The 26,871-nt window shown below is 43.4% G+C and carries 21 protein-coding genes; 16 read left to right on the top strand and 5 right to left on the bottom strand.

Annotation, left to right across the window (positions count from 1 at the left end):
- Window positions 1–77: 77 nt before the first annotated feature.
- On the bottom strand, window positions 78–383 hold the full coding sequence (secG, locus tag RT143_RS07725) for a preprotein translocase subunit SecG (RefSeq protein WP_313092243.1): 306 nt from the start codon (window positions 381–383) through the stop codon (window positions 78–80).
- A 91-nt stretch (window positions 384–474) separates the two neighbouring features.
- Window positions 475–1,299 (bottom strand): triose-phosphate isomerase, encoded by an 825-nt coding sequence (gene tpiA, locus RT143_RS07720; protein ID WP_313092241.1) that lies wholly within the window; start codon window positions 1,297–1,299, stop codon window positions 475–477.
- Between the two features lie 417 nt (window positions 1,300–1,716).
- On the opposite strand from tpiA, the gene pilB reads away from it, so the two are divergent.
- The 4 genes from pilB to coaE are packed head-to-tail and all read left to right on the top strand — an operon-like array spanning window position 1,717 to window position 6,264.
- Complete coding sequence (pilB, locus tag RT143_RS07715; RefSeq protein WP_313092240.1) at window positions 1,717–3,423, top strand: type IV-A pilus assembly ATPase PilB; 1,707 nt, start codon at window positions 1,717–1,719, stop codon at window positions 3,421–3,423.
- A 56-nt stretch (window positions 3,424–3,479) separates the two neighbouring features.
- On the top strand, window positions 3,480–4,703 hold the full coding sequence (locus tag RT143_RS07710; RefSeq protein ID WP_313092238.1) for a type II secretion system F family protein: 1,224 nt from the start codon (window positions 3,480–3,482) through the stop codon (window positions 4,701–4,703).
- Between the two features lie 5 nt (window positions 4,704–4,708).
- On the top strand, window positions 4,709–5,584 hold the full coding sequence (locus RT143_RS07705) for a prepilin peptidase (protein ID WP_313092236.1): 876 nt from the start codon (window positions 4,709–4,711) through the stop codon (window positions 5,582–5,584).
- Window positions 5,581–6,264 carry a dephospho-CoA kinase gene (gene coaE / locus RT143_RS07700; RefSeq protein ID WP_313092235.1) on the top strand — a complete coding sequence of 228 codons (684 nt, stop codon included), beginning with the start codon at window positions 5,581–5,583 and terminating at the stop codon, window positions 6,262–6,264. Before RT143_RS07705 ends, coaE begins: the two co-directional genes overlap by 4 nt.
- A gap of 29 nt (window positions 6,265–6,293) precedes the next feature.
- Here coaE and RT143_RS07695 read toward each other — a convergent pair whose 3' ends face one another.
- Both RT143_RS07695 and RT143_RS07690 read right to left on the bottom strand, forming a co-directional pair.
- Window positions 6,294–7,700 (bottom strand): nicotinate phosphoribosyltransferase, encoded by a 1,407-nt coding sequence (locus RT143_RS07695; RefSeq protein WP_219331961.1) that lies wholly within the window; start codon window positions 7,698–7,700, stop codon window positions 6,294–6,296.
- A gap of 69 nt (window positions 7,701–7,769) precedes the next feature.
- Window positions 7,770–8,873, bottom strand: coding sequence for a bifunctional nicotinamide-nucleotide adenylyltransferase/Nudix hydroxylase (locus tag RT143_RS07690; protein WP_313092234.1), 1,104 nt, complete (start codon window positions 8,871–8,873; stop codon window positions 7,770–7,772).
- Window positions 8,874–9,157: 284 nt separating this feature from the next.
- Here RT143_RS07690 and nfuA point away from each other — a divergent pair, with 284 nt between their 5' ends.
- A complete protein-coding gene (nfuA, locus tag RT143_RS07685; protein ID WP_313092232.1) occupies window positions 9,158–9,775 on the top strand; it encodes a Fe-S biogenesis protein NfuA in 618 nt (205 codons plus the stop codon).
- Between the two features lie 133 nt (window positions 9,776–9,908).
- On the opposite strand, the gene gltA is transcribed toward nfuA, so the two are convergent.
- Window positions 9,909–11,195, bottom strand: coding sequence for a citrate synthase (gene gltA / locus RT143_RS07680; protein WP_050324880.1), 1,287 nt, complete (start codon window positions 11,193–11,195; stop codon window positions 9,909–9,911).
- Between the two features lie 777 nt (window positions 11,196–11,972).
- On the opposite strand from gltA, the gene sdhC reads away from it, so the two are divergent.
- From sdhC to pgi, 11 genes are all read left to right on the top strand, one after another.
- Window positions 11,973–12,362 carry a succinate dehydrogenase, cytochrome b556 subunit gene (gene sdhC / locus RT143_RS07675; protein WP_188875239.1) on the top strand — a complete coding sequence of 130 codons (390 nt, stop codon included), beginning with the start codon at window positions 11,973–11,975 and terminating at the stop codon, window positions 12,360–12,362.
- Window positions 12,362–12,697: a succinate dehydrogenase, hydrophobic membrane anchor protein gene (gene sdhD, locus RT143_RS07670; RefSeq protein WP_036594948.1), complete on the top strand. Its 336-nt coding sequence runs from the start codon at window positions 12,362–12,364 to the stop codon at window positions 12,695–12,697. Before sdhC ends, sdhD begins: the two co-directional genes overlap by 1 nt.
- A gap of 97 nt (window positions 12,698–12,794) precedes the next feature.
- Entirely contained in the window at window positions 12,795–14,657 is a 1,863-nt protein-coding gene (sdhA, locus tag RT143_RS07665; RefSeq protein ID WP_179286586.1) for a succinate dehydrogenase flavoprotein subunit, read from the top strand.
- 76 nt (window positions 14,658–14,733) lie between these two features.
- On the top strand, window positions 14,734–15,444 hold the full coding sequence (locus tag RT143_RS07660) for a succinate dehydrogenase iron-sulfur subunit (protein ID WP_007115066.1): 711 nt from the start codon (window positions 14,734–14,736) through the stop codon (window positions 15,442–15,444).
- Window positions 15,445–15,871: 427 nt separating this feature from the next.
- Window positions 15,872–18,814, top strand: a complete 2,943-nt coding sequence (locus RT143_RS07655) for a 2-oxoglutarate dehydrogenase E1 component (protein ID WP_313092230.1) — start codon at window positions 15,872–15,874, stop codon at window positions 18,812–18,814.
- 140 nt (window positions 18,815–18,954) lie between these two features.
- Window positions 18,955–20,193 carry a 2-oxoglutarate dehydrogenase complex dihydrolipoyllysine-residue succinyltransferase gene (gene odhB, locus RT143_RS07650; RefSeq protein ID WP_313014624.1) on the top strand — a complete coding sequence of 413 codons (1,239 nt, stop codon included), beginning with the start codon at window positions 18,955–18,957 and terminating at the stop codon, window positions 20,191–20,193.
- Window positions 20,194–20,280: 87 nt separating this feature from the next.
- Window positions 20,281–21,729, top strand: coding sequence for a dihydrolipoyl dehydrogenase (gene lpdA / locus RT143_RS07645; protein WP_313092228.1), 1,449 nt, complete (start codon window positions 20,281–20,283; stop codon window positions 21,727–21,729).
- A 193-nt stretch (window positions 21,730–21,922) separates the two neighbouring features.
- Complete coding sequence (gene sucC / locus RT143_RS07640; RefSeq protein ID WP_007115062.1) at window positions 21,923–23,098, top strand: ADP-forming succinate--CoA ligase subunit beta; 1,176 nt, start codon at window positions 21,923–21,925, stop codon at window positions 23,096–23,098.
- Window positions 23,099–23,185: 87 nt separating this feature from the next.
- Window positions 23,186–24,088, top strand: a complete 903-nt coding sequence (sucD, locus tag RT143_RS07635; RefSeq protein ID WP_007115061.1) for a succinate--CoA ligase subunit alpha — start codon at window positions 23,186–23,188, stop codon at window positions 24,086–24,088.
- Between the two features lie 213 nt (window positions 24,089–24,301).
- Complete coding sequence (locus RT143_RS07630) at window positions 24,302–25,189, top strand: UTP--glucose-1-phosphate uridylyltransferase (protein ID WP_313092226.1); 888 nt, start codon at window positions 24,302–24,304, stop codon at window positions 25,187–25,189.
- A gap of 17 nt (window positions 25,190–25,206) precedes the next feature.
- On the top strand, window positions 25,207–26,853 hold the full coding sequence (gene pgi, locus RT143_RS07625) for a glucose-6-phosphate isomerase (RefSeq protein WP_313092224.1): 1,647 nt from the start codon (window positions 25,207–25,209) through the stop codon (window positions 26,851–26,853).
- The last annotated feature ends 18 nt before the right edge of the window (window positions 26,854–26,871 follow it).

Here is a 26,871-nt window from a genome sequence, read left to right as displayed (position 1 = left end):
TTTAAATAACAACACTCTAAAATAGACGCTGTATTCTAGGTCAAAACTACCAATAACGCAACATTTTTTTTAATAACTTATTTGGCAGGTGTAGGGCTTGCAGGTGCAGTACTAGTCGCTAGGCTAGTATCAAGGGTACGACTAGATAGCGATTGCTGTTTAGCAAATACTGCCAGTGTCATACTGGTGATAAAGAAGATTGCTGTTAAAACCGCCGTCAAGCGCGTCAAAAAATTGGCAGAACCAGACGCACCAAATACGGTTGCCGAACCACCTGCACCAAATGACGCGCCGGCATCGGCACCTTTACCATGTTGAACCAAAATCAGACCAATCATTGAAATCGCGACAATGATATGAACCACTAAAATTGCATTATACATACTTATCTCTACAAAACTTGATAGCACTGATGCCCAATAAGAACGCTGTCAGTGGCAAAAGTAAAAAATTTTAAATGAGTGATATTTTACCTTAAATTTGGGCAAATGCTTGAATAATTTGTGTAAAGCCAGTCGCGTCAAGTGACGCCCCACCTACCAACACTCCATTTACATTTGGGCATTGGGCGATTTCTGCCGCATTATCCGCTTTCACACTGCCACCATACAATATCGGTGTGGTGGCTAAAGAGGCATCGATGTCCGTTAAGGTGGTGTTGATAAAGGCATGAATGTTTTGTACTTCTTGTATGGTTGGGATTTTACCTGTACCAATTGCCCAAACGGGTTCATAAGCAATAATCAATCGCGATGCTAAGTTATCCGATTGGGCATTAGCAAATTCGGCGGCTAGTTGTTTAACTACCATTAATTGTGCTGATAGCACATCTTGGGTCTGATTTTGCTCATACTGGGCTTGTGTTTCACCGATACAAAAAACAACGGTTAAATCATGTGCAAAGGCATGGCGAATTTTTTGGATTAAACAAGCGTCATCTTCATTAAAATATTGACGGCGTTCTGAATGTCCGACTAAAACATAATTTACCTGAGCGTCCTTGAGCTGAGCCCCCGAAACCTCCCCAGTAAACGCGCCTTTATCGGCGTGTTGTGCACATAAGTTTTGCGCAGCTAGCCCGATGTTACATGACCCATGTTGGATGGCTTGTTGCGTGGTCGATAAATGTATAAAACTCGGGGCGACAACCACGTTACAGCTTTGCAGTGCATCTGCAGGTATCTGCTGCTGTAAATCGGTCATGAGGGCTGTGACAGTCAGCTGTGTGCTAGGATTCATTTTCCAATTAGCAATCACCCAAGAATTCTGCCAATTTGCTACATAATCAGATGCTTTCATAATGTCCCTGTCAATTGAGGTAAATGGTTATCTATGAATTTACAAAGTATAAATGTCAAGATAACATTAAAATATAAGTAACGCTATTTAACATATCATGATATAAAACATCACCATTTAAAGATATCAAGATATGAAAATAGGAATATTTAAAATACTAGGCGTAAAATGGTACGTATTATATAAGCAATTGCCGCGATTTGCCGAATAAATTATTGGGTCACGCAAGTGAGGGGTTTAAAGAAGGGATAAAGTATAAAACAGTTTTATGAAGGTTGATGGAGATAAAATGCGATAAAAATTATTTATCGTTGAATTCACGGATTTGTCGAGAATGATTTGTTAATATATAAATGAATAGTTTACACTAACAAACATTAGCCCATTTGAATAAATATTGAGTAAACGAGAAAAACGATGGCGGCATCACTTCCTGGTTTTGGTGGCATTGCATCGCGATTAGTGCATGAAGGACTAATTAGCGAAGCGGCAATGCAAAAAGTATTGGCAGAATCGCAGCAGCAAAAAATAAATTTAATCGCCTATGTAGTTGATAATAAGCTTGCGCAACCTGACGCAGTAGCGTGGGTGATTTCGCGAGAATTTGGCGATCCCCTCATTGATTTGGATGCCATCAATGTCAACTATATTCCAAAAGAAGCGGTTGATGAAAAAATTATTCGCGAATTTAATATTGTGCCGATTTTCCAACGAGGTAGCCGCTTATTTGTTGCCATGAGTGACCCAACACGGGTAGATGCTTTAGACGCGCTACGATTTGGTACAAGGTTTACTGTAGAAACAGTGGTTGCCGAACACCACAAAATCAAATCACTCATCGAAAAAATCTTTACTACCAGCAATTTAGCTGATTTTGATGATATGGAAGCGGTGGAGTTTGATGAAACCCGTGCCGATGACGACAGTAGTGCCACCAGTCATTTAGATGTCAATGATGAAGCGCCTGTCGTCAAGTTCGTTAATGGGATGCTTATCAAAGCCATTACCATGGGCGCCTCAGACTTACACTTTGAACCCTATGAAAAATCTTATCGCGTGCGTTTTCGTATTGATGGCGTGTTACAAAAAATGGCAAATCCACCGACGCAGCTAGCGGGTAAAATTGCTGCCCGCCTGAAAGTCATGTCACAAATGGACATCTCTGAACGCCGTGTACCGCAAGATGGTCGTATCAAATTAAAAATTTCCAAGGATAAGGCGATTGATTTTCGTGTCAACTCATTGCCAACCTTATTTGGTGAAAAAATCGTACTGCGTATTTTAGACCCATCATCAGCGATGCTAGGCATTGATGCACTCGGCTATGAGCCGGACCAAAAGCAGCTATTTATGGATGCGCTGGCAAAACCGCAAGGGATGTTATTGATTACCGGCCCTACTGGTTCGGGTAAAACCGTCTCCTTGTACACGGGTCTTAATATCTTAAACACAGTTGAGACCAATATATCCACCGCAGAAGATCCCGTTGAAATTAACCTTGAAGGCATTAATCAGGTCAACGTGAACAATAAAGTTGGCTTGACCTTTGCCAGTGCGCTCAAATCATTCTTGCGTCAAGACCCTGATATTGTGATGGTCGGTGAGATTCGTGACTTGGAAACGGCGGAAATTGCTGTCAAAGCTGCCCAAACAGGGCATATGGTGCTGTCAACCTTGCATACCAACTCAGCGCCAGAAACCTTAACGCGTCTGCGGAATATGGGTGTGGCATCTTTTAACATTGCCACCTCAGTCAATTTGGTAATCGCACAGCGCTTAGCACGTCGCCTATGTAAATCCTGCAAAAAACCGACAGATGTACCAAAAAATAGCTTGCTTGAAATGGGCTTTACTGAAGAAGATTTGGCAGATCCCAGCAATGTCATTTATGAGCCCGTTGGCTGCTCTGAATGCCGCGATGGCTATAAAGGACGTGTTGGTATTTATGAAGTCATGAAAGTAACACCAGAGATTGCCCGAATTATTATGGAAGACGGCAACGCTATTGAGATTAAAGACGCTGCTTTAAAGCAAGGGTTTAGGGATTTAAGGCGCTCAGGTATTTTAAAGGTTCTAAAAGGCACGACCAGTATCCAAGAGATGTATCGTGTTACTAGCGAATAGTGCGTTTTTCATCCGTCTTTATTTAAGATTAGTTCAGATAGTAAGGGGTTAAGGGTATGGCAAAAGTCCAAACAGAAATGTTATTAGACTTTGTCTATGATGGGGTCAATCGCCGTGGCGAGAAAGTCAAAGGCGAAACCACTAGCCGCAATATTGAGCTGGCAAAGGCGCAACTACGTAAGCAGGGCATCCAAGTCAAGACGATTAAGAAAAAACCTAAGCCCATTTTTCAAATGAAAAAAAGCATCAAGCCAATTGATATTGCTATCTTTGTGCGTCAGTTGGCTACAATGATGAAAGCAGGTGTACCCCTTACACAGTCGTTTGAAATCGTTGCAGATGCGCTCGATAACCCCTCAATGAAAGAGTTGGTGCTTAGTGTCAAGTCAGAAGTGGAATCAGGAAGCACCTTTGCTGCAGCGCTGCGCAAACATCCCAGATATTTTGATGACTTGTTTTGTTCATTAGTAGAGGCAGGTGAGCAATCAGGTGCGCTTGAAACCATGCTTGAGCGTGTCGCGACGTATAAAGAAAAAAGCGAGCTACTAAAAGCAAAAATTAAAAAAGCCTTGAAATACCCGATTGCGGTTATCGTGGTGGCGATTATCGTTACCATTATTTTGCTGGTCAAAGTAGTACCGGTGTTTGCTGATTTATTCAATTCATTTGGCGCAGAGTTACCCGCATTTACCCGAATGGTAGTCAATATGTCGGAGTGGATGCAAAAATGGTGGTGGTTATTGCTATTTAGCATTGCAGGCGCTGTCATTGGCTTTTCTGAAGCTAAAAAACGTAGCAAGCCCTTTAATGATTTTTTAGACCGACTTACCTTAAAATTACCAATCTTTGGCAATATTGCTTATCAAGCGGTGGTTGCCCGTTTTTCCCGCACTTTATCTACCACTTTTGCAGCAGGTGTGCCGCTGATTGATGCGTTAGATTCAACCGCTGGGGCAACCAACAATGTGGTGTTTTATAATGCCACGCAAAAAATTAAAGGCGATGTTGCGACCGGTCAACAATTGCAGTTTTCGATGCGTTCTACCAATCTTTTTCCGAGCATGGCTATTCAAATGGTCGGTATTGGTGAGGAGTCAGGTAGTCTAGAGGAGATGCTTGATAAAGTTGCGACTTATTATGAAAACGAAGTAGATAACGCCGTAGATGGGTTAACAAGCCTGATGGAACCGATAATTATGGCTGTTTTGGGGGTGCTGGTAGGGGGTCTGGTGATTGCCATGTATCTACCAATTTTCCAAATGGGCTCAGTGGTGGGCTAGATACGATGGGGATTTTTTCAGATTTTATTTTGTTGTTACAACAGTCGCAATGGCTTACTTTGCTCATCGTATCAATCTTGGGCTTGTGTGTGGGTAGTTTTTTAAATGTAGTGATTTATCGCACGCCTTTAATGATGGAGCAGCAGTGGAAGAACGAATGCCAGCTATTGCTCCATCCAGAAACCGTTATTGACAATCATGAATCCATTACCTTAAGCAGTCCTGCTTCTCGTTGCCCGCATTGTGGGCATTCAATACGTTGGTTTGAAAATCTACCTGTTGTTAGTTGGCTGCTGTTAAAAGGAAAATGTAGTGAGTGTCATCACGCCATTGGTTATCGCTATCCGCTTGTGGAAATCATCACCGCTATTTTGTCTGTGCTGGTGGTGATGAAATTTGGCGTTACTTGGCAAGCGCTGGCAGGATTAGTATTAACATGGACATTAGTGGCTTTGACAGGCATTGATTTTGATACCCAATTATTGCCTGACCGATTGACATTGCCGTTAGCGGGATTGGGCTTATTTGTCAATGCCTTTGGCTTGTTTGTCAGTCCCACGGCGGCTATTTTTGGCTATGTGTTTGGGTTTTTATGCCTGTGGATTGTCTACCAACTGTTTTTGCTGATTACGGGCAAGCACGGGATGGGGCATGGCGATTTTAAATTATTAGCGGCTTTGGGGGCTTGGCTAGGGCCTTTGATGCTACCCTTAATTGTGCTTTTATCTGCGTTTGTCGGCTCGGTTGTGGGTGTGATATTGATGAAGCGCTCAGGTGAAAGCAAACCTTTTGCTTTTGGACCTTATATCGCGATTGCCGGCATGATAGCGCTTTTGTATGGGCAATCAATAATGTCGTGGTATCTAGGCAAAATGTCATGAAGTCGTTTATGGGTCAATTTTGCGTGAATCAAGGAGGGGTTGCTATGTTGGTAGTGGGACTTACAGGTGGTATCGGTAGCGGCAAATCACAAGTGAGCCGTTGGTTTGCTGAGCATGGAATTGTCATTATTGATGCCGATGTATTGGCACGTGAAGTCGTTGCCAAAGGTACGCCAACGCTAAAAAAAATTGTCGCCAAATTTGGTGACTGGGTGATTGATGAGGCAGGCGAGCTTAATCGCCGTGCCATGCGAGAGCATGTATTTGGTAGTGCGCAAGCGTTAATGGATTTGGAACAAATTACCCATCCTGCCATTCGCAGCCGTGCCAAAGAATTACTAGCAACTGCACAGTCGCCCTATGTAATTTTGGTAGCACCCTTATTGCTCGAAGCATCCGAAGCAGGGTTAGCCAATCTGTGTGAGCGAGTATTGGTGGTCGATAGTCATGAATCCTTGCAGATTGAGCGTGCTAGTCAACGCGATGGTCAAACACCTGAACGTATTCAAAATATCATGGCAAATCAACTGTCGCGTCATGACAGACTCAGGCAAGCCGATGACATAGTTGATAACAACGGTAGCTTAGACGATTTGTATCTAAAACTTGAACAGTTGCACCAAAAATATTTGGCAATAGCAGGGTTAATTAGCTTTAACGATAAAAAGCCGTCTGATTAAGACGGCTGTTAAGATTGCGACAAGTTAAATTATGATTTTACCGATGAGCGTTGACGAATCGCGGTTAGCGTATCATCAACTAGTAAATCACCGTTCAAAAATACATCCTGCAACAAATTATTTTGCTCAGCAAGCTCATCTTCACGCAGCGTCATATAACTACCCTGACGTTTGACCAAGGCTAAACGCCCGCGTTTGCTGCGTTTGCTCACACTGGTAATCGGGTCTTTATATACATCTCGCCAAAAACCGTCCACCCGTGCGCTGCTGGTCTTCATGGCAAAATTCAAGGTATCGCGGTTGACTTGTTGCAGTAGCCCGCCACCCATCCCAAAGGTGATATTGTCACTACTAAACCCGGCTTTAATCACCGCATCAATTATTTTACCCATGCTGGTGGGATTAATACCATCCCCTTGGATGAGTCGCACATAGCTCGGCAGTAGCTTATAGCCTTTTGAGTTGGTGGTGGTGCCAAATTTTGCTGCCAGGCGCTGCAGGGCTTCACGCACCACTTTTATCGGATCGCCACTATCAGGGCGAATGACTAACGTGCCCCCTGTTTGCGCTACTTTTTCTTTTAGCTCACCACCCCAAATATTATCAATGGCATTCCATAAATCGTAGCTATCACTCACCACCGCAAAGGTTTTACCTTCACCGCCAAATTTGGCAATCATATTGCCATAGGCATCCGCTTCATGCTCACGTCCCCAAGTGGTCATGGTGCTATGCTCTGCTGCGGGAATGGAAAAAGCAGTCATGTCATTTTGCATACCATACCAACGATTGGCAGCCACAATCGCGCTTAAGGTATCCGTACCCGAAAAATTTACCAAGTGTGCAAGAGCGCCAAGCGCAGCTGATTCAAGGCTAGACACCCCACGGGCGCCAAAATCATGCAATTTAAACGGTAGATTATTTAAGTTATCAGCCGATTTTTCCAAGCCTGCTTTGATGATTTGTTTACAATAATAAGAAAGGCTTGCCACAGTGCTAGGATACCAAATAGCGCGTAATAGGGTGGTCTCGATATAGCTCGTCAACCAGTAAAACTCAGGGTCAGTATTCACCACCTGACACAATACTTGACCCGTTGGTACCACCATGCCTTCTGGTATCGCTTGAATGCGAAGCGGTAATAGACCGCCATGTTTGGCGACTAATTGTCGCCAGCCTGCTTCATTAAACGGTACGCCATGAGCAGCAAGTAGCACTTTGGCTTCGTCTATATCAGCGTCGGTAATGGGTTTGGTAAGATACTGTTTTAAAAAAGCTTGTAGACCAAAAAATAGCACATTTTCAAAGTTGCTATTGCCGCCACGCGCTTCAATATAGCTAGATACGTACTCGGTATTTGGTGGGTACTGCAGCCAATGCGACGTCTTATAGCTGTCAGTATTTAAAATAAAATTGTCAAAATTTTGACTAAACATCACAGAACTCCTCTGGTGATTGCTTGCGCAGGTTAAAACCAAACCGTCTATCAGTTTGGCGGGAAAAAATCAGAGACCGACCATTTTGCAAATAATGGCATAATGGTCTTCAAACAGTTTATCGGCTCTTAATTCAGCCAAGGGTAGCCAAAACGCTTTTTTGGCATCATCGCCACCTTTCACTGATGGTAAGCCTTTGGGGTCGTTTTTGAGCATAAAGTAAAACGCTTGGGTGATGGTACGACCACGAGCCGAGCGATACGGGTCATCAAAGGTGTGTTGACTATGGCGCGAACCGCGCAGAACCGCTTCAGGCACTTTTAACCGAGTCTCTTCACGTAGCTCACGAATACACGCATCAAATAGCGTCTCTTTCGGGTCAATAAAGCCACCAGGCAATGCCCATAGTCCTTGACCTGGCATACTACGACGCTCAACCAATAAGATGTGTCCTGATTGAATGACCACGGCATCAACCGTCATAAAGGTGGGTGGGTAGGGGCTTGATTCCCATTGTTTTTTGTATTTATCAATGAAGCCAGCCTCTTCGTGTAGGCGTTTATATGCTTCGGTCTTTTTAAATGCCTTCATGACATCAGTTGTCGATTGCGGTACCGTATCGGTTAACGGATCGGCACCCAGCAAAAAGCCTTCACGGATTGGCGTGGCAGACAACTCATGAAAATTAGGCACAGCCACTGACTGCCAATTTGGGAAAAGTGACAAGTAATACGATGAGCTGTCTTTTGAATGCCCAATTAGACCAATATTGGCGTTTAAATCGCCGGTAACCGACTTCACGCACTGCTGCACGTATTGAAGCCATTTTGTGTCATTGTATAAAGCATCATCCAAACCGACACAATGTATGCGTTTGGCATCTTTTTTGTCAAACGCGCCCAAAATCATCTGGCTACGTGCTTCGACACTAAAACTATTGCGGATACTACTTGGCAAATTGGCAGAGCCAATGAGCATAATCACATTTTCAGCAAGCTTTAATGCTTCATCGACAACCGATTTATGACCTAAATGAAACGGCTGAAAACGCCCGATAAATACCAAATAGTCATATTGATAACCTTTTTTATTTTTGGGTGTGCTAAATCGCCCTTTATCCTCGGTAACGTCGTTTTTAGCAACCATGATAGTGTCAGTCGTTTTATTTGGCATGACGCAAACTCCTTGCGAATGATAACGCCCTCGGTCTATCCAATAGCGTTTTGGTGATAAAGTTCGGTGATAAAGCATGTTTTTTTAACTATCTTGCCTAAACTTTTAATCAATGCCAAGTTATTTTTGGTTAAAGATAATGAATAGATTCAAGTTTTAGCTTACCTAAAAAATGTTGTGACGACCCTTGATAAGCCAAACAACCACCCCCAATAAAATCCGAGTAAATTACTCAAGTTTATGCTAAAATATGGGTAAAAATTGATGACAAGCTAGGGTGACATATGAGCGATATAGAAAAAACCACAAATATCAAAATTACCGATTCAGCGCAAGGTTATCTGACTGAGTTGTTGGCAAAACAAAATACTGACGGCATTGGCGTGCGTATTTTTGTTGAACATCCAGGCACGCCGCGAGCAGAATGCTGTATGTCATATAGCCAGCCAGATGAACACAATCCGGATGATTTAAAATTGGATTATGAGACATTCACCGCTTATATAGATACCCCGTCTATTCCTTATCTTGAAGATGCAGTGATTGATTACAATAAAGACCGTTTTGGCGGTCAATTGACATTCCGTGCGCCCAACTCGAAAGTGCCAAAACTGGGTGAAAATGCGAGCCTAGAGGAACGTATCAATTACGTGTTGTCTTCGGAAATCAATCCAAATCTAGCGGCCCATGGGGGTAACGTGCAATTGGTGGATTTGGTACATGAAGAAGGGGTTGGTATCACCGCCGTGCTTAAATTTGGTGGCGGCTGTCAAGGCTGCTCTGCAGTTGATATGACGCTAAAACAAGGGGTTGAAGTCTCGCTAAAACAGCAAATACCAGAATTAACCCAAGTGATTGATGAGACCGACCATACTTATACTGCCAATGCGTTTTATAAGTAAGGTGAAGTGATTAGCAAGTTATAGTTAAATGAAAAGGGCGTTGCAAAACGTCCTTTTTTATTGATTAACATCTAATAATAAAAAACCCAGTGTAACACTGGGTTTTGGTTCGAAACATTTTTGAAGCATTGGCTTAGTCGCGGTCTTCAACAGCCACAAAATCACGCTGGGTGTAGCCAGTATATAACTGACGTGGACGACCGATTTTGTAAGGTGCAGAGTGCATTTCTAACCAGTGACTAATCCAACCAGAAGTACGTGCTAAAGCAAAGATTACGGTAAACATAGAGGTTGGAATACCGATGGCTTTTAGGATGATACCTGAGTAGAAGTCAACATTTGGATATAGGTTACGCTCTTTAAAGTACGGGTCATTCAAGGCGATTTGTTCAAGCTTCATCGCAAGTTCAAGTTGTGGATCTTTGATGCCAAGCTCGCCCAATACTTCGTCACAAGTTTCTTTCATCACTTTGGCGCGTGGGTCAAAGTTTTTATAAACACGGTGACCAAAGCCCATCAATTTCACTTCTTTACGTTTGACTTTTTCCATGAATTCGTCAACGTTGTCTACGCTGCCGATTTCATCCAGCATTTTGAGTACAGCTTCGTTGGCACCACCGTGCGCAGGTCCCCAAAGAGCCGCAATACCTGCCGCAATACAAGCGTATGGGTTAGCGCCCGTAGAACCTGCTAGACGTACAGTTGACGTAGAGGCATTTTGTTCATGGTCAGCATGTAACGTAAAGATTTTATCCATCGCTTTTGCAAGGATTGGATTGACTTGATAGTTAACATCCGCTGGGGTTGCAAACATCATGTGTAAGAAGTTTTCAGCGTAGTTTAAATCATTACGCGGATACATGAATGGTTGACCATTGCTGTATTTGTAGCACATTGCGGCGATAGTAGGGACTTTAGCAATCAAACGAATCGCAGTGATTTCACGATGGTCTTGCTTGCTCACATCAAGATTGTTGTGGTAGAACGCAGATAATGCACCCATCACACCGACCATAATCGCCATCGGATGAGCGTCACGGCGGAAACCTTCAAAGAAGCGACGTAATTGGTCATTCACCATTGAATGTTTACGAACTTTTTCGTAGAAGTCAGCTTTTTGCTCAGCATTGGGTAATTCACCATGAATAAGTGCATACGCAACTTCTAAGTATTCTGCTTTATCAGCTAATTGGTCAATTGGATAACCACGGTGTAATAAGATACCTTTGTCACCATCAATGAAGGTGATTTTTGACTCAGTGGAAGCGGTTGACATGAAACCTGGATCGTATGTCCAAAAACCAGCTTGGGGTACTGCCTTAATATCGAGTACAGGATCGCCTAATGTTCCTTCAATGATAGGAAGCTCATAGTCCTGGCCATTGACGTGCAAGGTTGCAATATTGTCTTTCTCTGACATAAAATCCTCTCAGACGTGTAAAAAAAAGAAGACCTATACTTGCTCAAATGCATTGGCGCAATGACAAGGATAGGTGACTGCCCAGCCACATAGAGACGTGCAGGGCGACTTTAATAGCGAAAAAATAGCGAAAACCCAAAACTAAAACATATCTATATTAACAGCATTTTTGCCAAAAATGAAAGTAAATTTACGCCTTACGCGTACAAACAGTTAGTTATAATTAACAGGAGTTAGCTAAAACTATGCTCTATACTACTGACATTCTATGAACCCTTGATGCGGTTAAATATCTACATAGGTGAGTCTCGAAACGCGCAATCTTATCAAATTATTTCTGAATTTTAATAGTGCGCTACAGGGGTTTGATAAAAGATGGTTTTTTTTCTGTTTTTGTTTGTATTTGTAATCAAAGACTCTTATAATTATAAAAATTTTACTGGTGGCTAGCTTTGTATTATTAATATTTGCTAAACATAATTTACTTTTTAGCTTTGTAATTTAACAAAATTAAAAAGTAAATTGTGGGTGGCTTTTTGTCGATTATTAGTTGGTAATTTATTAGTTTTTAATTGTGAGATACGATTAGGTTTGCGGCTAATAACTATCTATTATTTAAATAATCCAAAGTACGCTAGCTATTCCTTATCTTCGATTTACCTGTTTTTTGACAGGCTATGTGATTCATCAAATCCTGCAAGTGATTTGAAGTTCGTGCTTGATATTTTGGATATTGGCATAGCGACAACACAGGTAAGTTATAACTGCGAATAAAGGATGCCCGCTGTGAAAAGCAACCGACCGATTGACCTTCCTTTAAGCCAAGTAATTAATGTTAATTCAAAAAACCCAATTGCTTTGGCTTCAATTACCCACCGTGTTTCTGGTGTGGTGCTATTTCTCCTAATTCCTGTGATGTTATGGATTTTTCAAACGTCGCTTGCCAGTGCTGAAGGCTTTGCAGATATTTTCACCAACCCAGTGGTGAAGTTTTTGGCTTGGATCTTTGTGGCTGCATTAGGCTACCATTTTGTGATGGGCTTCAAACATTTATTTGCCGACATGGGCATGAATGAAGAATTAAACAGTGGTCGCACCGCGACATTCATTGGCTTTGTACTTGCAGCGCTTTGGGTTGTGGGTTCATTTGTATGGGTGATGTTCTAATGAAAAGTGCAACAGGTTTAACAGGCTCAGGCTCTCGCGATTGGGTGGTACAACGTATTAGTGCGGTTGTATTGGCAGTTTATTCATTGGTGATGTTGGGTTGGTTCTTAACCCACCAACCAACGTTTGAATTATGGCAAGGCTTTATGCTAAGCCTACCGATGCGCTTATTTACGCTATTGATGATACTAGCATTAGTGGGTCATGCGTGGGTAGGGATGTGGACTGTATTAACAGACTACGTTAAGTCAAATGGTTTACGTTTTGTGCTGCAATCTGCCATGATTCTTGCAGTCCTGGTTTATTTATTTTGGGGCGTGATGATTTTCTTCTAAACATCCTGTTAGATAAATTTTGTTAACGTATTTATCGATTTTGACATCCATGGCTTTTAAGCATTTATGGGGATAAAATCGAACCATCATTTAGGAAATTAAAGCAATGGCAACAAAACAAGACAACACCATTAGCAATATTCAAACCTTAACCTTCGATGCGGTTATCGTTGGCGGCGGTGGCTCTGGTATGCGTGCGTCGCTACAATTGGCGCGTGGCGGTATGAATGTTGCGGTATTAACCAAAGTGTTCCCAACGCGTTCTCACACGGTTGCTGCGCAAGGTGGTATTGGCGCAAGTTTGGGCAACATGAGTGATGATAACTGGCACTTTCACTTTTATGACACCATCAAAGGTTCTGACTGGTTAGGTGACCAAGACGCCATCGAATACATGTGCCGTGAAGCACCAAAAGTGGTATATGAACTTGAGCATATGGGTATGCCATTTGACCGTAACGCGGACGGTACGATTTATCAGCGTCCATTTGGTGGTCATACTGCCAACTATGGTGAAAAAGCGGTACAACGTGCGTGTGCGGCAGCTGACCGTACAGGTCATGCATTATTGCATACGCTATATCAAAAAAATCTTGAGCAAGGCACAGAGTTTTTTATCGAGTGGATTGCGCTAGATTTGGTCAAAGATAGCAAAGGCGACATTAACGGGGTTATCGCGCTGGAGCAAGAAACAGGTCGTGTTGCCGTATTCCAAGCGAAAACAACTGTCCTAGCAACGGGGGGTGCAGGTCGTATTTTCGCTGCGTCTACTAATGCCTTTATTAACACCGGTGACGGTCTAGGTATGGCAGTACGTGCGGGTATTCCACTACAAGATATGGAATTTTGGCAATTTCACCCAACAGGCGTCGCAGGTGCGGGTGTATTATTGACAGAAGGTTGTCGTGGTGAAGGTGCGCTACTTCGCAATAAAGATGGCGAAGCCTTTATGGAACGTTATGCACCAACCCTAAAAGACTTGGCACCACGTGACTTTGTATCACGTTCAATGGACCAAGAGATCAAAGAAGGTCGTGGTTGTGGTCCACAGGGCGATTATGTGGTACTTGATATGACGCACTTAGGTGTGGATACCATCATGAAGCGTTTACCATCGGTTTATGAAATTGGTAAAAACTTCGCGAACGTTGACATTACCAAAGAGCCAATCCCAGTTGTACCGACTATCCATTACCAAATGGGCGGTATCCCAACCAATATTCATGGTCAGGTTGTCATGCCAGATCTTGAGGCAGGTACGGATGCGGAAGGTTTATACGCCCAGCAAAAAATCGTGAAAGGCTTATATGCGATTGGTGAATGTTCATGTGTATCTGTGCACGGCGCCAACCGTCTAGGTACTAACTCATTACTCGACTTGGTAGTATTTGGTCGTGCAGCGGGTCAACATATCATTGATGAGTTCCACGCCGCTGACCGTCATGACTATGAGCCACTATCACCGCGTGTTCTTGACAAAACCTTGGCGCGTTTGAATGTGTTACAGCAATCTACGCAAGGGCTAAATGCGCAAGATGTGGCTGACGAAATCCGCCGTACCATGCAACAACATGCGGGTGTATTCCGTACCCAAGCGTCAATGAATGAAGGTGTACAAAAAATCTTGGCACTTGAAAGCAAGGTCAATAGTCTTCACCTAGCTGATAAATCGCAAGTGTTTAATACCGCCCGCATTGAAGCGCTTGAAGTGGCGAATCTCTATGAAGTTGCCAAAGCGACGATGATTTCAGCTTCCCTGCGTCAAGAATGTCGTGGCGCGCACACCGTCGTTGACTACGAACGTGCCGCAGATGATGCGTATGCCCCGCTTGGTCGTAATGACCACGAATGGATGAAACATACCCTTTGGTTCTCTGAAGGTAACCGTGTTATCTACAAACCTGTTCGTAAGAGCCCACTGACTGTAGACTATGTTGAGCCAAAAGTACGTACATTCTAATTAATATTTTTTGGTCTTTGCAAACTGTTGTAAAGACCCTATAAACCAATACCATAAACGTGTGGAGTTTAGCATTATGAGCAGAGGTACTCGCACCATCGAGATTTTCCGCTACGATCCAGATAAAGACGCAGCACCCCGTATGCAGACATACCAAATTGAGCTTTTAGATTCTGACCGTATGTTATTAGACGTACTTGTCCGTTTGAAAAAAATGGACGAAACCATCAGTTTCCGCCGTTCGTGCCGTGAAGGTATTTGTGGCTCTGACGGTATGAACATCAATGGTAAAAACGGTCTATCATGTCTTATCAACATGAACACGCTACCACAAAAAATTACTTTACGTCCGCTACCTGGTTTACCTGTCGTGCGCGACTTAGTGGTAGATATGAACCAATTCTATGAGCAGTATGAAAAAGTTCATCCGTACTTGATTAATGACCAGCCAGCGCCACCGACTGAACGTCTACAATCACCTGAAGACCGCGAAAAGTTAAACGGTCTATATGAATGTATTTTATGTGCCTGTTGTTCAACTAGCTGTCCATCATTCTGGTGGAACCCAGATAAGTTCTTAGGTCCATCTGCGTTGTTGAATGGCTACCGCTTTGTAGCAGATAGCCGTGATACTAGCACACAAGAGCGTTTAGCGCGTTTAGACGACCCATTTAGCTTGTTCCGTTGCCGTGGCATCATGAACTGTGTGTCGGTTTGTCCAAAAGGCTTGAATCCTACCAAAGCGATTGGTCACTTACGTAACATGCTTTTAGATCAAGCAGGTTAGTACCAAAATTTGGTGACAAAAAAGCTCTGTATCGACAGGGCTTTTTTTATTGGGATGTGATAAATTAATAGTAATTGGCTATCTATTAATGAAAGTAATAAATGATATCCAAATATCATAATATTTTTTATACCTTTTCCGCCTAATGAATGAGATAAATTATCATGAATTTTGTATAATATACGATAGGTATCTATAGGGAATATTCATTTAGATTTTCTAAGGAAGGAGAAAACTAACTTTCACATTACTCTTCTTTTACTGCCATTTGATAGCCATTTATCCACACGCCAAGCGGCGTGAGTCGCTATATTTAGTAAATGAATGGTAACTATTACCTTAACAAAATTTTTTGTTAATTATAAAAATGCTAGGCTATTCCCTAAAATTTTTATTTCCACCTTTAAATACTACAGTAGAAAGAATCATGGCTAACCAAAACCAAACTTCTGTCTCATCTGCTCAGTTTACCGAACTGTCAGCAGATAACGCAGTCTATCTTGAATCACTCTATGAACAGTATCTTCAAGATCCACAAAGCGTTGATGAAAAATACATTCCTTACTTTGCGCAGTTTGCCAAAGATGATGATAAGAACGCCCTTCACCATACTATCCAAGACCAATTTTTGCTATTAGCTCGCAATACCACTGCCCACAAAGTTACCGGTCAATCAGCTGCAGGTACCGTCAGCCCTTCTGAAATTCGCGAATTTGCGGACAACCAAATGGGCGTGCAAAAATTGATTACCAGTTACCGCCGTCGTGGTCATCGTATTGCTAATCTAGATCCTTTAGGACTGATGCCACGTCCCGAAGTTGAAGAATTGACTTTAGCTTACTATGGCCTATCTGAAGCGGATTTAGACACTGTTTACCCTGTCAGCGACCTAAATATCGGTAAAGACAAAGCCACTCTGCGTGAAATCATTCAAGTGTTAGAGCGAGTTTATTGTAGCAGCATCGGTGCAGAATATTTCCATGTGACCACCGCCAAAGAAAAACGCTGGATTGAAAAATACCTAGAACAAAATCTTGGCTATGTCAAATTTGACAATGAAAAACGTAAATCTATCCTTGAGCGTTTGACAGCAGCGGAAGGATTAGAAAAATACTTAGCGCGTAAATATACCGGTGTGAAACGTTTTGGTCTTGAGGGTGGCGAAAGCTTTATCCCGATGGTCAATGAGATAATTCAGCGTGCGGGTGAAAACGGTACCAAAGAAATGGTTATCGGTATGGCACACCGTGGGCGTTTAAATTTATTAGTGAATATCTTAGGTAAAAACCCTAAAGATTTGTTTGATGAGTTTGATGGTAAAAAACAACCGACCGTGGGTTCAGGTGACGTAAAATACCACAATGGTTATTCATCTAACGTAATGACACCGGGCGGCGAAGCGCACTTAGCCTTGGCATTTAACCCCTCGCATCTTGAGATTGTATCGCCTGTATTGATTGGTTCAGTGCGTGCGCGTCAAGTACGCCGTCATGATAAAACCGGTGACGCCGTTTTGCCAATCGTGGTACACGGTGACGCTGCGTTCGCCGGTCAAGGTGTCAACCAAGAAACTTTCCAAATGTCACAAACCCGTGCCTACTCAACAGGTGGTACGCTGCATATTATTATCAATAACCAAGTCGGTTTTACCACTAGCCGCTTAGAGGATGCGCGTTCAACCGAATATTGTACCGACATCGCCAAGATGGTACACGCACCGATTTTTCATGTAAACGGTGACGATCCAGAAGCCGTGGTATTTATGGCGCAGCTTGCCCATGACTATCGCCAAACTTTCCATAAAGATATCGTGATTGATATGTACTGTTACCGTCGTAACGGTCACAATGAAGCGGATGAACCTTCAGCCACTCAGCCACTTATGTATTCGGTCATCAAAAAACTGCCAAGTACTCGTGAGCTATTTGCCAATAAATTGGTTGCCGAAGGCGTTATTAGCAAAGCAGAAGCTGTGGCATTTGAAGATGACTACCGTGAGTCACTCGATAAAGGCGAATATGTTGCTAGCGCACTCGTCCGTGAGCCAAATAAAACGCTGTATGTAGATTGGACACCTTATATTGGTCATAAGCTTGAAGACAATTGGGATACGGGCGTTGATATCAATAAATTAAAAGCTTATGGTGAAAAAATGGCGCAAATGCCAGCAGGCTATGAGCTACAACGCCAAGTGCAAAAAGTGGTTGAGCAGCGCAAAGCCATGCAAACCGGTCAAGAGCCATTGAACTGGGGCGCGGCAGAAACCTTGGCTTATGCGTCACTGGTCGAAGAAGGCTACCCTGTGCGTATCACGGGTGAAGATGTGGGACGTGGTACTTTCTCGCATCGCCATTCAGAACTGTTCAACATGAAAGACGGCAGCATGTATGTACCGCTTGCTAACATGAGCCCTAACCAAGCACGCTTTGACACCTTTAACTCATTGTTGTCAGAAGAAGCGGTATTGGCGTTTGAATATGGTTACGCAACGACAGTACCCAATGCGCTAGTGATTTGGGAAGCGCAGTTTGGTGACTTTGCCAATGGCGCACAAGTAGTTATTGACCAATTTATTTCTTCAGGTGAAACCAAATGGCAACGTCTTTGTGGTTTGACCATGCTATTACCACACGGCTATGAAGGTCAAGGTCCTGAGCATTCATCAGCGCGCCTAGAGCGTTACTTGCAGCTATGTGCTGAAGACAACATGCAAGTGTTAACCCCAACTACACCTGCACAGATTTTCCATGCCTTGCGTCGTCAAGTGGTTCGCCCAGCGCGTAAACCGCTGATTGTGATGTCACCAAAATCACTGCTACGTCATAAGTTGGCGGTGTCAACGCTTGAAGAGCTTGCGCAAGGTCAGTTCCAAACCGTGATTCCAGAGATTGACCAACTTGATAATAACCAAGTGACGCGTTTAGTGTTGTGTGGCGGTAAGGTATATTATGACTTGCTTGAAAAACGTCGTGAATTGGGTCTCAACCATGTGGCGATTGTGCGTATCGAGCAGCTTTATCCATTACCTGAAGCACGTATTTTGGAAGAAGTGGCAAAATATCCAAACCTTGAAGGTATTGTTTGGACACAAGAAGAGCCACGTAACCAAGGCGCTTGGTACTATCTAGCACCGCACTTATTCCGTTTGATTGCACCGCCAAAACCAGCGACTCGTCCGACCAAAGCCTACTTGCTTGAGCCAGTGGCTCGCCCTTCATCAGCAGCACCTGCGGCAGGTTCGATGCAAATGCACGTTGCCCAGCAACAAAAAGTTATCAACGAAGCATTGGGTTTGCCAAAGAATGAAGATTCAACCGAAGACAAGCTAGAAGCTAAAGCGGAAATAGCAGAAAAACAAGCGACTGACTAAGCATTTTAAAGGATTAGTACTTAATAGATGCGTACTAATCCTTCTTGGTTTTTGGTATAGGCAATTGCGCCGAGTGCTAAGACAACAATGAATTTAACCCATTAAAAATGAAAGAATGTGAAATTAACTAGGAGTTTTCCATGAGTGAGATTAAAGTCCCCGTATTCCCAGAATCCGTTGCTGACGGTACAATTGTTGCTTGGAATTTTAATGAAGGCGACCAAGTAAGCCGTGATGCTGTATTGTGTGAAATCGAAACCGATAAAGTTGTGATGGAAGTGGTGGCACAAGCTGATGGCGTGCTTAGCAAAATTCTTAAACAAGTTGATGATACAGTGCTTTCTGCTGAAGTCATCGGTGAGCTGACTGAAGGCGCAACCGCGGCTGCACCAGCAACCCAACCTGCTGAAACCCAAGCACCGGCTGCCCAAGCTGAAGCCGCGCCTGCAGCTGCAGCACAACAAGCGCCTACCGCTCAAGCGACTTCTGAAGCAGATTATAAAGACCAAAGCCCAGCGGTTCGTAAAGCCGCGAATACCACAGGCGTCAATCCTGCAGACGTTGAAGGTTCAGGTCGTGGCGGCCGTGTAACCAAAGAAGACATGGCAAACCCAACCTTAAAAGCCAACAATGCAATTAAAGCAGACAACGGCCAAGTGGTTGCCAATGCAGTCGGTCAACGGGCAGACAAACGTGTGCCAATGACGCGTTTACGCGCCCGTGTTGCTGAGCGTCTGTTAGCCGCTACGCAAGAAACTGCAATGTTGACGACGTTTAACGAAGTGAACATGAAACCTATCATGGACTTACGTAGTGAGTTCAAAGAGCGTTTTGAAAAACGTCACGGTGTAAAACTAGGCTTCATGTCATTGTTTGTAAAAGCCGCTACTGAAGCGTTAAAACGTTTCCCAGCGGTAAATGCCTCTATTGATGGCAGCGATATCGTTTATCATGGTTATTATGATGTGGGTGTTGCGGTATCGAGCGACCGTGGTCTTGTGGTGCCGGTATTACGTGACACTGACCAAATGGGTATGGCAGATATCGAACGTGCGATTGGTAACTATGCATCAAAAGCGCGTGAAGGTAAATTAGGTATTGAAGACATGACGGGTGGTACCTTCACCATTACCAATGGTGGGGTATTTGGTTCATTGATGTCAACCCCAATCATCAATCCACCACAAACAGCGATTTTGGGTATGCACGCGACTAAAGAACGCCCAATGGCAGTGAACGGTGAAGTGGTAATTCTACCTATGATGTACTTGGCATTGTCGTATGACCACCGTTTAATTGACGGTAAAGAAGCCGTACAATTCTTGGTCACTATCAAAGAATTGGTTGAAAACCCAGCGATGCTACTTCTCGATTTATAATGAAAAAAGCCTGTATTGGCAAAGGTTGATACAGGCTTTTTTGTTTAACAACTTTAACAATAACAATTCAAATTTTTGGTGAAGATTATGAAAGAAAGCTATGATTTGGTAATTATCGGTGGTGGCCCTGGTGGCTATGAAGCAGCTATTCGTGCAGGACAACTGGGTATGAGCGTGGCTTGTATCGAAAAACGTATTAATAAAGGTGAGCCAGCGTTAGGCGGTACCTGTTTGAACGTCGGTTGTATTCCTTCAAAAGCATTACTAGACAGCTCACATCGCTACGAAGCAACCAAGCATGACTTAGCCGACCACGGTATCACCACAGGTGAAGTGGCGATTGACATCAGTAAAATGTTAAGCCGTAAAGACGCTATCGTTAAACAATTAACCGGTGGTGTCGCTGCGTTATTAAAAGGTAACGGTGCTGACTGGCTACAAGGTACAGGTAAATTACTTGATGGTAAAGGTGCGGATAAACAAGTTGAATTTACTCCATTAGATGGTTCTACGCCTACCACTATTACCGCTAAAAATGTGATTTTAGCCTCTGGTTCTGTGCCCATTGATATCCCTGTTGCCCCGATTGATAACGAATATATCGTTGATTCAACCGGTGCGTTAGACTTTACCGAAGTGCCTGCGCGTTTAGGCGTCATTGGTGGTGGTGTGATTGGTCTTGAACTGGGTTCGGTATGGCGTCGTTTGGGTAGTGAAGTAGTGGTATTTGAAGCCATGCCAGAATTTTTAGCAGCGGCGGACAAAGCCGTAAGCAAAGAAGCGGCAAAACTACTAAAAGCCCAAGGCATGGATATCCGTATTGATACCAAAGTTACTCAGGCTCAAGTAGAAAACGGTAAGGTACTTGTATCGTTTGATGCTAAAGGTCAAGCAGGCCAAGAAACCTTCGATAAACTCATCGTTTGTGTGGGTCGCCGTGCTTATAAAGAAAACTTACTTGGCGAAAATTCAGGGGTAGAGCTTACTGAACGTGGTTTGGTAGCGGTAAATGACTTCTGTCAAACCAACCTTGATGGCGTATATGCAATCGGTGACTTGGTGCGTGGTCCAATGCTAGCGCACAAAGCGATGGAAGAAGGCATGATGGCAGTTGAACGTATTCATGGTGAAAAAGTTCAAGTCAATTATGACACCATTATTAGCGTAATTTACACACACCCAGAAATTGCATGGGTGGGCTTAACTGAAGAACAAGCCAAAGAGAAAGGTCATGAAGTCAAAACAGGTCAATTCAGCCTAGCTGCCAATGGTCGTGCATTAGCCGCTGGTGAAGGCCAAGGGTTCATTAAAGTGGTCGCCGATGCTAAAACGGATCGTTTATTAGGTATGCATGTCGTATCAGCGGGTGCAGGCGATATCGTTCATCAAGGCATGATTGCGATGGAATTTGTGTCAAGTATTGAAGACTTGCAATTGATGACGTTTGCTCACCCAACCATTTCTGAAGCGGTACACGAGGCGGTGCTATCAGCGGATGGTCGTGCGATTCATGCGATTCAACGTAAGCGTAAGTAACCTAGTTCATAAGTAATTTGGCTCACAAACAATTAACTTAGTTCATAAGTAACTGGGCTAATTAGCTTATGCATCAATAGTTTGAATAAGGCAAGTGACCTAACCTCATTATCAACTAGGTTAGCTCACTGTTGACCACAATATTCATAAATAATTTTAAAACAATGTAAACCAAAACCGAGAGGATAAATTCATGAATTTACATGAGTATCAAGCCAAAGAATTATTAAAAAGCTATGGATTGCCAGTACAAGAAGGTATCATCGCTAAAAATGGCGACGAAGCCGCCGCAGCGTTTGATAAAATGGCAGGCAATGCTGGTGCCGTGGTTGTTAAAGCCCAAGTACATGCCGGTGGCCGTGGTAAAGCGGGCGGCGTAAAAATCGCTAAAACGCGTGAAGAAGCGAAACAAATTGCTGAAGAATTAATTGGTAAAAACTTGGTAACTTACCAAACTGACGCCAACGGTCAACCTGTTAATAGCGTACTTATCGCCGAAGACATGTACCCAATCGCAACTGAATTGTACTTAGGTGCAGTCGTAGACCGTTCAGCACGCCGTGTGGTATTCATGGCGTCAACTGAAGGCGGTGTTGAAATTGAAAAAGTTGCCGAAGAAACCCCAGAAAAAATCTTGAAAGTAGAAGTTGACCCACTGGTGGGCTTACAACCTAGCCAAGCTCGTGAAGTGGCTTTCAAACTGGGTCTAAAAGACAAACAAATCAACGAATTTGCCAAATTGATGACAGGGGCTTATAAAGCCTTTACCGAAAATGACTTTGCTTTATTTGAAATCAATCCATTAGCCGTTCGTAAATCTGGTGAATTAGCCTGTGTTGACGCCAAAATCGGTATCGACTCAAATGCCCTTTATCGCCTACCAAAAGTCGCTGAACAACGTGACAAATCACAAGAAAATGAGCGTGAATTAAAAGCCTCAGAATTTGACCTAAACTATGTTGCGCTTGAAGGTAACATCGGTTGTATGGTGAATGGCGCCGGTCTTGCGATGGCAACCATGGATATCATCAAACTATATGGTGGTCAACCCGCTAACTTCCTAGACGTAGGCGGCGGCGCGACCAAAGAACGTGTGGTTGAAGCGTTCAAATTGATTCTTGAAGACAAATCAGTACAAGGCGTACTCATCAACATCTTTGGTGGTATCGTACGTTGTGACATGATTGCCGAAGCGATTATCGAAGCGGTAAAAGAAGTCAACGTCACCGTGCCTGTGGTTGTGCGCCTCGAAGGTAACAATGCTGAAAAAGGTGCGCAAATCCTACGTGATTCAGGTCTTAAATTAATTCCTGCTGAAGGTCTTTCTGAAGCCGGTCAAAAAATTGTTGATGCGGTTAATAATGCCTAATGAAGAAAGTATAGGTATGAGCGAGTAGGGCTATGTGCCCTACTGGTTAATCGTTTAAATCAAACATAAAAAGTAAAAGGAAAAACAATGAGCGTATTAGTTGGAAAAGACACTAAAGTATTAGTGCAAGGTTTCACAGGTAAAAACGGTACTCTACACTCAGAGCAATCAATTGCTTATGGTACCAACATCGTTGGCGGTGTTACCCCAGGTAAAGGCGGTACAACCCACCTTGATCGTCCAGTATTCGATACAATGGATGAGGCAGTAACAGCAACGGGTGCTAATGCCTCTGTTATCTTTGTACCAGCACCATTTGTATTGGACTCAATCGTTGAAGCGATTAACTCTGGCGTAAAATTGATTGTGGTCATCACCGAAGGCGTACCTACCCTAGATATGCTAAAAGCCAAACGTTACTTAGAAAACGTCAACGCTGACCTACAAGCCAAGGGCGAAGAAATCATCCGTATGGTGGGTCCAAACTGTCCAGGCGTCATCAGCCCAGGTAAATGCAAAATTGGTATCATGCCAGGTCACATTCACCAAGAAGGTAAAGTCGGTATCATCTCACGTTCTGGTACATTGACTTATGAAGCGGTGGCTCAAACTACTAAACTTGGCTTTGGTCAATCAACCTGTATCGGTATCGGTGGCGACCCCATCCCAGGTATGAACCAAATCGACGCATTAAAATTGCTTCAAGACGACCCACAAACCGAAGCAATTGTATTAATCGGTGAAATCGGTGGTACGGCTGAAGAAGAAGCGGCTGCATACGTCAAAGACCACGTGACTAAACCCGTTATTGGTTATATCGCAGGTGTCACAGCACCAAAAGGTAAACGTATGGGCCATGCCGGTGCGATTATCTCAGGTGGTAAAGGTACAGCGGAAGAAAAATTCAAAGCCTTTGAAGAGGCTGGTATTGCTTATACCCGTGATCCTTCAAAAATCGGTGAAAAAGTAAAAGAAGTCACTGGTTGGTAATCATCCGCTATTTTGACTAATCAAGAGCAGATAATCATTGGGTTATCTGCTTTTTTATTATCCGCTGGTGTTAGCAAACGCTGGTGTTAGCAAAATACCCTCAATCAGTTTTAATAATGCCTTTAAAATATTCGGGCAGATAAAATATTTGCCATAAAAATATGTTAAGCTTGATATAAACTATTTGAAAAACTTGTCTTATTAAGAGTCACTATGTCGACAAAAATCACTCACGCTGTTATCCCTGTGGCAGGGTTTGGCACGCGTATGCTACCACTATCAAAAGCAGTGCCAAAAGAATTACTACCACTTGGCAATAAACCAGCCATTCAATACGTCGTTGAAGAAGCGATTGCCGCAGGTTTAACCAATATTGTCTTGGTCAATCATGCGCAAAAAATCGCCATTGAAAACTATTTTGATATCAATAGCGAGCTTGATACCCAATTACGCGGTAAAGGCAAAGCGGCGCTAGCAGATAGTTTGAACTGGCTACCTGCAGGGGTCACGGTTACCAGTGTGCGCCAAGGCAAACCGTTAGGATTAGGGCATGCTGTGTTGCAAGCCCGTGCCATTGTAGGTGATGAACCGTTTGCTGTGCTATTACCCGATGTGATTTTAAACCCTTATAACACTGACTATACTCAGCAGAATTTAGCTTACATGCTACAGCAGTTTGCCAAGCAGCAGCATTCACAGATATTGGTTGATCCAGTGAAAGAAAGTGATATTCATAAATATGGTATTGCCAAGCTAGCCACCACACAAATGGTAGCAAAGTCTGAACAAAACCAGTCGTTTGCTGTGACGGGTTTTGTGGAAAAACCCAAAGCTGAGGACGCGCCTTCTAACTTGGCTGTCGTTGGGCGCTATGTATTTAATAATGCTATTTTTGATTATCTAGCCAACACGCAGCCAAGTGTGGGGGGGGAAATTCAGCTGACCGATGCCGTTGATGCGCTTATTAGCACGCAAGGGGTGGACGTGGTTAGCATGGTAGGTAACAGCTTTGATGCAGGTGATATGAATAGCTATTTACAAGCCGTGGGTTATTTTGCTACCCAATTGGGTATTGAAGCGTTTCAACATACAGCAAATTAATATAGGGTCATAGACGAATGTCAACCGATACAAGTGCGAATCGTACATGGCAAACACTGTCTACTCAAGCAGATAGTATGGCCACGCTTAATCAATTGTTTAGCCAACAATCCAATCGCGGCTCACAGTACCGCGTTGCTGCGTGCGACATGATCATGGATTTTAGTAAACAAAAAATTGATGAGGCTGTGCTCAGTAATTTAATCACATTGGCAAATGAGCGTGAGTTAGCGCAAGAAATCCATCGGCTGATGACAGGCGAAATCGTGAATGATACTGAGCATCGCCCTGCACTGCATACCGCGTTAAGACAGCCGCAAGGTGAGCAAGTTTGGGTCGAAGGTATCAATGTCATTGAGCAGGTGCATACCAGCTTACAAAAAGCGGAAAAGTTGGTTGAGCGGATTCGTAATGGGGTCTGGCGTGGTTATTCTGGTCAGGCAATCACCGATGTCGTGAATATCGGGGTCGGCGGCTCAGATCTAGGGCCAGTGATGGCAACAACGGCACTAAAAGAATGGACAGATACCCCTATCAGTGTGCATTTTGTCTCCAATATGGATGGCACCCAGCTCGATAGTTTGCTCAAAGTATTAAATCCGCAAACCACGCTATTTATTATCTCGTCGAAATCATTTTCCACCATTGATACGCTGTCCAATGCCAAGACGGCGATGTCATGGTTGTTAGCCAGTCATGATAACAAAGCCACTATTTTGCGTCGTCATTTTATTGGGATTTCTACCAAAGCAGATAAGATGTCAGAATGGGGTATCCATGTCGATAACCAACTAATGCTCTGGGATTGGGTTGGGGGTCGATTCTCCATGTGGTCGGTGATTGGACTGGCGATTGCCATAAAAATTGGCATGCACAATTTTTATGAATTGCTAGCAGGTGCCTATGAGATGGATCGGCATTTTGCCACCGCCGATTTTTCTCAAAACATGCCTGTGTTGTTAGGGCTACTCGGTGTTTGGAACAGTACGTTTTTACACATTAACGCCCATACGGTGTTACCTTATGATGGTCGGTTATCTTTTTTTCCCAACTATTTAACCCAGCTTGAGATGGAGAGTAACGGTAAATCTGTTAATCGCCAAGGCGAGGCCGTGACTTACAATACTTGTCCCATTTTGTGGGGTGATATTGGCTCCAATGCTCAGCATGCGTTTTATCAGTTGTTACATCAAGGCACACAGGCAGTCAGTTGTGATTTTATTGCCCCCATCAAACGCTACGCAGATGCCCAAACAATCAATAAAAACTTGCTTGAGCAGCATGGACTTTCGCTTGCCAACTGCTTAGCGCAAAGCCAAGTGTTGGCGTTTGGCAATGCCGCCATCAAAGACAGCAATAATGGTATGGATAAATTCAAGCATTATCGCGGCAATCAGCCGTCAACCACCATTCTACTCAAACAGCTGACCCCAAGAACGTTAGGGGCATTGATTGCGCTGTATGAGCACAAAGTGTTTGTTATGTCAGTCATTTGGCAGATTAACCCATTTGACCAGTGGGGGGTTGAAGTGGGTAAAGTGATGGCTAATGCCGTCTTTGATGCCTTAGTATCAACGCAAGAATTATCGCCGCAACAAGCGCAGCCGTTTGACAGCTCAACCAATCAGTTGCTAAATACCATTAAAACAACCTTTGCAAGCTGATGATGGATAGGGATAAAA

Source organism: Moraxella sp. CTOTU48268, from assembly GCF_032069585.1.
In the GTDB taxonomy this organism is placed as follows: Bacteria; Pseudomonadota; Gammaproteobacteria; order Pseudomonadales; family Moraxellaceae; genus Faucicola; species Faucicola cinerea.
This window is presented reverse-complemented; position numbering and strand designations above follow the sequence as displayed.

Bases quoted from the DNA above. Each gene is read 5' to 3' on its own strand.
- RT143_RS07695 (WP_219331961.1), bottom strand. From the start codon at position 7,700: ATGTTTAGTCAAAATTTTGACAATTTTATTTTAAATACTGACAGCTAT.
- coaE (WP_313092235.1), top strand. From the start codon at position 5,581: ATGAAGTCGTTTATGGGTCAATTTTGCGTGAATCAAGGAGGGGTTGCT.
- sdhD (WP_036594948.1), top strand. From the start codon at position 12,362: ATGAAAAGTGCAACAGGTTTAACAGGCTCAGGCTCTCGCGATTGGGTG.
- RT143_RS07690 (WP_313092234.1), bottom strand. From the start codon at position 8,873: ATGCCAAATAAAACGACTGACACTATCATGGTTGCTAAAAACGACGTT.
- gltA (WP_050324880.1), bottom strand. From the start codon at position 11,195: ATGTCAGAGAAAGACAATATTGCAACCTTGCACGTCAATGGCCAGGAC.
- sdhC (WP_188875239.1), top strand. From the start codon at position 11,973: ATGCCCGCTGTGAAAAGCAACCGACCGATTGACCTTCCTTTAAGCCAA.
- RT143_RS07705 (WP_313092236.1), top strand. From the start codon at position 4,709: ATGGGGATTTTTTCAGATTTTATTTTGTTGTTACAACAGTCGCAATGG.
- lpdA (WP_313092228.1), top strand. From the start codon at position 20,281: ATGAAAGAAAGCTATGATTTGGTAATTATCGGTGGTGGCCCTGGTGGC.
- RT143_RS07630 (WP_313092226.1), top strand. From the start codon at position 24,302: ATGTCGACAAAAATCACTCACGCTGTTATCCCTGTGGCAGGGTTTGGC.
- RT143_RS07655 (WP_313092230.1), top strand. From the start codon at position 15,872: ATGGCTAACCAAAACCAAACTTCTGTCTCATCTGCTCAGTTTACCGAA.
- nfuA (WP_313092232.1), top strand. From the start codon at position 9,158: ATGAGCGATATAGAAAAAACCACAAATATCAAAATTACCGATTCAGCG.
- RT143_RS07660 (WP_007115066.1), top strand. From the start codon at position 14,734: ATGAGCAGAGGTACTCGCACCATCGAGATTTTCCGCTACGATCCAGAT.
- sucD (WP_007115061.1), top strand. From the start codon at position 23,186: ATGAGCGTATTAGTTGGAAAAGACACTAAAGTATTAGTGCAAGGTTTC.
- pgi (WP_313092224.1), top strand. From the start codon at position 25,207: ATGTCAACCGATACAAGTGCGAATCGTACATGGCAAACACTGTCTACT.
- pilB (WP_313092240.1), top strand. From the start codon at position 1,717: ATGGCGGCATCACTTCCTGGTTTTGGTGGCATTGCATCGCGATTAGTG.
- secG (WP_313092243.1), bottom strand. From the start codon at position 383: ATGTATAATGCAATTTTAGTGGTTCATATCATTGTCGCGATTTCAATG.
- tpiA (WP_313092241.1), bottom strand. From the start codon at position 1,299: ATGAAAGCATCTGATTATGTAGCAAATTGGCAGAATTCTTGGGTGATT.
- odhB (WP_313014624.1), top strand. From the start codon at position 18,955: ATGAGTGAGATTAAAGTCCCCGTATTCCCAGAATCCGTTGCTGACGGT.
- sucC (WP_007115062.1), top strand. From the start codon at position 21,923: ATGAATTTACATGAGTATCAAGCCAAAGAATTATTAAAAAGCTATGGA.
- RT143_RS07710 (WP_313092238.1), top strand. From the start codon at position 3,480: ATGGCAAAAGTCCAAACAGAAATGTTATTAGACTTTGTCTATGATGGG.